At 72.2% G+C, this 7,316-nt stretch carries 8 protein-coding genes and 1 pseudogene; 7 read left to right on the forward strand and 2 right to left on the reverse strand.

Annotation, left to right across the window (positions count from 1 at the left end; all coding sequences use genetic code 11):
- Positions 1 to 453, forward strand: a pseudogene (locus tag ADL05_RS30785) (hypothetical protein); the annotation flags it as partial.
- Positions 454 to 573: 120 nt separating this feature from the next.
- On the opposite strand, the gene ADL05_RS24450 reads toward ADL05_RS30785, so the two are convergent.
- Positions 574 to 765, reverse strand: coding sequence for a DUF397 domain-containing protein (locus ADL05_RS24450; protein ID WP_053619363.1), 192 nt, complete (start codon positions 763 to 765; stop codon positions 574 to 576).
- Positions 762 to 1,592, reverse strand: coding sequence for a helix-turn-helix transcriptional regulator (locus tag ADL05_RS24455; protein ID WP_197285920.1), 831 nt, complete (start codon positions 1,590 to 1,592; stop codon positions 762 to 764). Before ADL05_RS24455 ends, ADL05_RS24450 begins: the two co-directional genes overlap by 4 nt.
- Before the next feature lie 296 nt (positions 1,593 to 1,888).
- Between ADL05_RS24455 and ADL05_RS24460 the strand changes: the two genes are divergently transcribed.
- The 6 genes from ADL05_RS24460 to ADL05_RS24485 all read left to right on the forward strand — a co-directional run bounded on the left by ADL05_RS24460 (position 1,889) and on the right by ADL05_RS24485 (position 7,294).
- Positions 1,889 to 2,380 (forward strand): ATP-binding protein, encoded by a 492-nt coding sequence (locus ADL05_RS24460; RefSeq protein WP_156366012.1) that lies wholly within the window; start codon positions 1,889 to 1,891, stop codon positions 2,378 to 2,380.
- A 154-nt stretch (positions 2,381 to 2,534) separates the two neighbouring features.
- A complete protein-coding gene (locus ADL05_RS31285) occupies positions 2,535 to 3,815 on the forward strand; it encodes a helix-turn-helix transcriptional regulator (RefSeq protein WP_053619366.1) in 1,281 nt (426 codons plus the stop codon).
- 11 nt (positions 3,816 to 3,826) lie between these two features.
- Positions 3,827 to 4,480: a 2'-5' RNA ligase family protein gene (locus ADL05_RS31290; protein WP_053619367.1), complete on the forward strand. Its 654-nt coding sequence runs from the start codon at positions 3,827 to 3,829 to the stop codon at positions 4,478 to 4,480.
- 158 nt (positions 4,481 to 4,638) lie between these two features.
- On the forward strand, positions 4,639 to 5,127 hold the full coding sequence (locus tag ADL05_RS24475) for a hypothetical protein (protein ID WP_053619368.1): 489 nt from the start codon (positions 4,639 to 4,641) through the stop codon (positions 5,125 to 5,127).
- Positions 5,124 to 5,915: a helix-turn-helix transcriptional regulator gene (locus ADL05_RS24480; RefSeq protein ID WP_156366013.1), complete on the forward strand. Its 792-nt coding sequence runs from the start codon at positions 5,124 to 5,126 to the stop codon at positions 5,913 to 5,915. Before ADL05_RS24475 ends, ADL05_RS24480 begins: the two co-directional genes overlap by 4 nt.
- Entirely contained in the window at positions 5,912 to 7,294 is a 1,383-nt protein-coding gene (locus ADL05_RS24485) for a hypothetical protein (protein WP_053619370.1), read from the forward strand. Before ADL05_RS24480 ends, ADL05_RS24485 begins: the two co-directional genes overlap by 4 nt.
- Positions 7,295 to 7,316 lie beyond the last annotated feature (22 nt).

The following is a 7,316-nucleotide window of genomic DNA, read 5'->3' on the forward strand; positions in this document are numbered from 1 at the left end:
GGTGCGAAGACCCACCGGGAGGTCGTGAACCAGAACTCCCCCACCGCCGTCGCCGGCCGTACCGCCGTCAACCCGCGTCTGGTCACCCACCCCCACCAGGGATGGCAACTCGTCCTGGGCCACCTGGTCCCCGACCTTCGATATGCCTCCTACGAAGCGGCCCAGGACCGCCCCGAGTGGGCGGGGGAAGCGACCATCTACGTCTACGACCAGGGCGGATCCTGGGCTCTGGGCGAGTACACCCCGGCCGGTGCCCCCTACGAGGCGCGGCGGGACGGACCACGGGACTTGTGGGCGGAGGTCGGCGCAGCGTGGGAGGCCTGGTGCGCGGCGGGCCGACCGGGTCGAGACCGGCTCGGACTGACAGTGGATGAGGCAGGGACCCGGCTGTGGGTGGACGAACCGCGGCGGGTCCTTGGTCGCAGCCTTCACCCGCTGGTCCCGCAGCCGTAGGAGCATCCGGGCCTTTCGTCCTGGCGTTGGGTCGTGACTGACCAGTAGCGTGGCCTCGCACATGGATCGGCCCCTGCCTCGTAGCCTGGCAGGGGCCGATCTGTTTCTGGGCTGGTGTGGTTACTCGGAGGGGGCTGCTCGGAGGAAGGCCAGCATCTCCTGCGCGGGAACGGAGATGCACAGACCGTCACGGTTCTTCGTGTCGCGCAGGTGAGCGTGCTGCCCAGTCCGTGCGAGTTCCACGCACTCGCCGCCCTGAGAGCTGTACGACGACTTGTAGAACAGCTCGTCGGGCGGGGTCGGAATGCTCATGGGCGTCCTTCTGCTGCTAGTGCTTGGATGAAATCTCGACTGGCTGCCGGGGAGAGAGCGATTCCCAGCAGTGCTGCGAACCGCCGGGTGGCCGTCGCGACGGTGGCGGGATCCGCGTGTATGCGGCTCTCAGCCATTGTCTCGACGTATAGCACGGACTCAGCCGGTGGCCCGTCCAGGTGCAGAATCGTGCATGCCCCGTGCTGTGCAGGGTGCGCGCCGGCTGCGAACGGTAGCACCTGGACGACGATGAACGGGTTCTCCATCTGCTCCAGGATGTGCACGTACTGCGCGGCCATCACGTCGGGGCCGCCGATCTGCCGCCGGAGAGCGCCCTCGTCCACTACGAACTGCGCGGCCAGCGGCCGATCCCGCTGGAACACCTCTTGGCGCTTCATTCGCGTCTGGAGCCACGCGGCCAACACGGGTGCAGGCTGGGGCGGGACAGTTCCGGCCAGGTCAGCACGGGCATAGTCCTCGGTCTGGAGCAGAGCTGGAACGACCTGTGCGTGGAACTGGTCGATTGCGCTGGCCTGGCCCTCCAGGGAGACGTATCCGTCCAAGAGGCGTTGTCGCTCGGGTACCCCTCGCCGAGGGAACAAGGCCAGTAGTTCGCCCCCGGCTCCCAAGGCCGTGTCCAGCTTCGACGCGAGTGTGCGGGTGGGCGGCTGTCGGCACCGTTCAACCTCGCCGACCGCCTGGCGGCTGAAGCCGGCGAGCTTGCCCAGATCTTCCTGGCTCAGGCCGGCCTCGGTACGTCGTGCCTTCAGTTCCTGTGCGAAACGGGACAGAGCGAGATCATCAACCACATTCTTCGTGCGCGCCATGCCACAAGTATGACAGGTGAATGCCAATACTTGCCATGGCATGCTGCAACTATGGCTGAATAAGTGCCTACCTGTAGCCGCACGATAGCTATCTGGGCATGGTGGAGCCATGGCACCCTACGGCATTTACCTGTCAGGGGTGTACAGAAAAAAAGGCCTCGGCGGCCGCGTCACGACCCCGAGGTACGGCTCCCACCCACGTGCGAAAACGGTGAGAACATGCCGAACCCTACCGCCCGACCAGCCGCTCTCGATCACCCGCACAACGAACGGGACCGTCGGGGGGTGAGGACGTGGTGACCCCCACCGCCATACCGGCCCCCAGGGCTGACCAGGATCGAAGGCACCACGCGCCCCGGATCACTTCTACGCGCATCGACAGCACCTTGGACGCCCCGGCGGCCGGTCGAGCCTGGGTCCGATCCACGGCCCAGACATGGGGAGTGAGCGGGGACGCCATCGACGTCCTGGAGCTCATCGCCTCCGAACTGGTCACGAACGCCGTTGTGCACACCCGCAGCCACCTCCCGCTGGTGCTGGCCCTGCTCCGCGAGCACGACGGCACCGTCGGAGTCGCGGTGCGCGACCACGGCAGCGACGACGGCACCGCCCCCGCCCTGGGGCGCGCAACCGACGTCGAGCACGGCCGCGGCCTCGTGCTCGTGGATGCCCTTTCCCGCGCCTGGGGAGCACGGCCGCTCCTGGATGAGCATCCCGACCGGGGCCACCTGGTCTGGGCCCTAGTCCCCGGCTCCCACCCCACCGAACCCGCTCCGGTGATCGCGTGAGGCCCGGTGCGGCGCCGCCATCCGACCGGGGAGGTCTCACCCCCGGCGCCGCATCGGTCCCGCCCTTTCCTCCCCCGGTCGTGGCCGGTGCTTGGTCCCCTTGGGCGCCCCAGCCCACCCCCGACGGCACACGCACGCAGAAAGGGCACACCCGATGATGTCCCTGCCGGACACCTGGTCCGAAGCCACCACGGTCCCCGCCTGGTTCTGGGGCCTACCCGAGGCCCGCGCGGCCGCGGCCCGTCAGGACCTGGGAGCCGTGCTGTGCCTGGTGGAGCGGCACACCGACCTGCGGCAGGCGGACCTGGCCCGCCTGACCGGGCTGTCCGCCGCGTCGGTGTCGCGGGAGATCAACGGCCGCCGCAAGCTCTCCAACGCCCACACCATCCGGGCGGCGCTGGCCGCCCTGGGAGCGCCCACGGCGGCCGATCCCATCGACACCGGCACCGCCGCCCCGGTCGGCCCAGGGCCGGAGCGGTTGCTGGAGACGCTGAGCCGCTCCAGCGCCGGTCTCCTGCTCCAGGTCGAGCAGGACGCCGTGGGCGAGTGGTCGGCGGCCGCCGTGGACGAGCACCTGCGCGGTTCGGCGGCCCGCTACCTGACCGTGCCGATCGAGGAGACCCTCGCCGAGCTGGTGGAGATCGACGCCCATGTCACGGCCTGGCGGATCCGCAGCCCCGCGCCCACCCGGGCCCGGGAGGTGTGGGCGCTGGCCGGCTGGCACGCCGCACTGGCCGGGTGGGTGTGCGTGGACCGCGGCCGCCCGGACCTGGCCGGGGTCCACGCCCGCGCGGCCGCGGCCTGCACCGAGTACAGCGGCCACGAGGGCGTCGCGGCATGGACCGCGGTGCTGCGCCGCACGATCTCCTACTGGCAGGCCTACCGCCGCCAGGGGGCGCGCCACGCCGCCGCCGGACTGGAGGCCGCGCACCGGGTCCGGGGCGGCGCCCTGCTGATCACGCTCAGCGCCCTGGCCCAGGACCACGCCCATCTGGGCGAGGAGGAGGCGGCGCTGGACCTGCTGGGCCAGGCCCGCCGGGCGATCGACCTGGAGCCCACCGAGGACAGCGACCTGGCCGGGCCGCTGGCGTGCGGGCCGTCCCGGGCCTACGGCTACTTCGTGGAGACGATGCTGGACCTGGACCGCCCAGCCGAAGCCGTCGCGGTCGCCGAGGAAGGACTGGACTTCGCCGCCGACCGCATGGTCCGCAACCACGGGTCGGAGAGGATGCTCCAGCTGCACCGCGCGCTGGCCCTAGCCCGCCTGGACCGTGCCGAGGAGGCCATGGCCGCGGTGGTGCCGATCCTGGACACCCCCCAGGAGCAGCGTGCCCAACCGCTGCGGCTGCGGATGCGCCAGGTCGGACGCGCCTTGCCGAAGGGCACCGAAGCCGACACGCTCAGAGAGCGCATCAACCAGTTCGCCCGCCCCTAAGGAGCTGCCCTGTGGTGTTGACCGACCCCGAACCGAGTACCGACCACCGCACCCGTGACCACTGGTGGGTGCGCCCCGGCTGGGGACCCGAAACGCGGTGGTACACCGTCCATGCCACGTTCGCCGACCAGCCCGGGACACCGGCCCTGGTGGCGGAGGCGGCCCGGCTGCGGCCCCTGGTGGAGCGCACCGGGTGGGATCTGGTGCCGGACCGGTGGCTGCACCTGACGATGCAGGGCGTCGGCGACACCGCCGTAGTGAACCAGGACCAGGCCGCCCGCGTGGCGGCGGCCGCCCGCCGGTCCCTGGCCGGGACCGGGCCGATCACGGTCGAGCTGGGACCGGCCACCATCGACGCCGAGGGCGTCAACCTGCCCGCCCGCGGCGAAGGCGCGCGCGCTCTGGACGCGGTGCGCGAGCGGGTGCGCGAGGCGATCGGCGGCGTGCTCGGCAACGACGCGGTCGAAGGCGGGACCGTGTGGCGGCCGCACGTGTCCTTGGCCTACGCCAACACCACCGGCCTGCCGCTGGAGCCGGTGCGCGAGGACCTGGCCGCCGCAGGCGGACCGGTGGCGGTCCAGATCGACCGCGTCCACCTCATCGCCCTGCGCCGCCAGGGCCACCTGTACCGGTGGGACGACGCCACAGCACTCCCCCTGCACTGAACCACCGGCGACGACGGCCCCGCCCCACGGGCGGGGCCGTTGGTCTGTTCCTACGAAACATCTCATCGGTGAGTCGCTGACCTGCGTTGCCATCTGGCAACACCGGTGTTGCCGCCACACCATCGACGCCTGCGGGCCGCTCCGGTGAGTCTGGGCGCATGCACACGTCCACGGCGCCCCTGGCGCACCAGAAGAACGGCCGTCTCGCGCCACGGTTGACCCGGTTCCGCGACGAGCACCGGCTCGGCGATGTGGTGCTCTTCGACGACGACGGCGTCGTCATCGCGTTCGCCGGCGGCGACGAGGTCCCCGTCAACCCCCGGACGCAGATGCGCGCCGAGCAGGCCGGAGCCCTCTACCAGCGCCTGCTGTCCATGACGCAGGCGGTGCCTTGCGCGCTGTGGCGGAAGGGCGCGGGCCTGCGCGGAGAGGTCGCGCAGCTCATCACGCTGACCTACGGCGCCGGTGGCGGGCCCGCGCGCCCCGGTGCGGGGTGGCCGGTGGTGGTCTACCCCGTCGTGGAGACCATCGGCCTGGTCGCCGACGCACCCCCGCGGCCCGACGGCAGCGCGTTGGAGCTCCCCGACCTCGGCCGACACCTGGTCCTGCTCGGCGAGGCCCTGCGCCCCCTGGTGGAGACGGCATGAGGCAGGACGCTCCCCCCGCGCCGCTACGCATCCGGTTGCGCCCGGTCGGGATCGGCCTGTCCACCCTGGTGCAGGCCACCGAACACATGTCCGTCCCGGCCGGGCTGGACGACACCGCCCTCGCACTGCTGCACGGACTGCGCCATCTGCGCCGCCCCGCCACCGCCGTGGAACTCGCCGCCCGCGTGGAGGAGCCGGTGATCGGGGTGTACGTGGGCCTGCACCGGTTGCGCGAGCACGACCTCATCACGGTGTTGCGCCCGGACTGGCTGCCCGCCCGGCTCAGCGCCTGGACGCGCGGGCACAGCGCCGAGCATGTGCGCGTGGACGTGCTGGCGCTGGTCGGCGCGGACCCCGACCAGCCCCTGACCCGTTCCCTGGGGCAGATCACCGACACCGGGGCGCTGCCGGTGCAGACCCACCTGCCCGGGTCGATGTGGGTCGGGGTCGCCCTGCCCTCCCCCGCTCACCAGGTCGTCATCGTGGCCGCCGCCGGGGTTCCGGGCGAGGACGCCCGATGGGCCGATCTCGCCCGCGCCGCCGCCGCGGTGCTGATCGTGGGCGACCCCACTGTCTCCGGCCGCGCCCCGGGGGTCGTCCCCACCGCGCTGGCCTATGCCGACCTGCCGATGGTCGCGATGACCGCGCCCACCGACGGCGCCGACCCGGACCCGCACGTGGTCCGAGCCGTGTGGGGGCTGAACTACACCACGCCGGTGGTCGTCGGCGACCCCCAGTTGGCCCCGGACCTGCTCACCGCCATCGACGAGATCGGAGCACGATCATGACCACCGCACACCAGGAGCGCCCCTCGGCGCTGTTCGTGGGCACCGGACGGTCGGTGCTCACCGCCGCCACCGCCCTGTCCCGCCACGGCTGGCGGGTGGATGTGATGTCGCGGTTCACGAAGGAGGAGATCCTGGGCTCCCCGCCCGGATTGACGCAGGTGAGCCTGCCCACCACCCGCCTGTGGGAGCAAGAACTGGGGCTGGACCTGTGGTCGGCCGACGCGCCCACCGCCACGGCGGTGCGGCTGGTCCTGACCGGCGGCGCCACCGACCCGGTCCAGATCATCGCCCCGCTCCCGGGCGAGGGGCAGACCACCGCCATCGACTCCCGGCTGATCGGCGGCCGCTGGATGCAGCTGCTGGACGAGCAGGGCGCGACCCTGCACGAGAGCACGTGCCGGGCCGCCGACCTGGACATCCTCGCCGACAAGTTCAACGTGTGCGTGATCGGCGGCGGCGAGAACAACCCGATGCGCACCATGTTCCCGGTGCTCGACCGGCCCTCGGGCGCCTCCTCCCGGATCGTCCTGCAGGCCCATATCGAGGGGTTCGAGTGGGCCGATGACCCCTACCGTCCCGGTGAGGGCGCCTGCCTGGACATGTACAGCCTCCCCGGAGCGGAAGTGCTCATCACCCCGGTGGTGGCCATGGTGCCGCTGACCCACCAGCTGGTGCTCGCCCACTCCAACCCCGCCTCCACACGGCAGATCGTCGTGCCGACCATCGCCGGGGCGTGCGTGCAGATCCTGGCCCGCCCCGGCGGGGTGTTCGACACCCTGCCCGTGGACCGGCGCCCCGCCGAAGCGCGCCCCCAGACCCGGCAGGACGGCCTGCCCGACCGGGTGCCCTCCGCCTACCCGCCCAGCACGATCTGGGAGCACATGACCGCGCTGATCACCGAGCAGGTCGACACCGACCTCGGTGCACACCTGCGCGCATGCGAACTCATCCCCCACTCGGAGCTGCTCACGCGGGTCGAACCACAGGTCCGCGACGCCGTCGCCCTGACCGGGCGGGGCCGCCCCGTCGTCGGCATCGGCGGCCTGACCCGCACCCCCGAAGTGGCCGGCGGCCAGGGCGCGGCCGCCGCCACCCTGTCCGGGGTCAACCTCGCCGAGCTCGCCCAGCGCCAGCACGCCGCCGGCGGCGCACTGGACGAGGCGTTCCTACGGGAGGCCATGGCCCTCTACGACGCCGAACACGGCGACCACACCGCCGGTTTCGGCGCCATGGTCAACGCCTACTGGAACCGGAACGATCCCGCCCACGAGAAGGTCCACGGCATGGTCGCCGCCCTGGCCGCCGACATGAGGCTCGCCGCCCTGTGGGGCCAGGGCCTGGACCAGCCCGCACGCATGGCCCCCCTGCTGGGCGGCTGAACCCCCGCACGCACCCCACCAC

The organism is Nocardiopsis sp. NRRL B-16309 (assembly GCF_001279585.1).
Classification (GTDB): Bacteria; Actinomycetota; Actinomycetes; order Streptosporangiales; family Streptosporangiaceae; genus Nocardiopsis.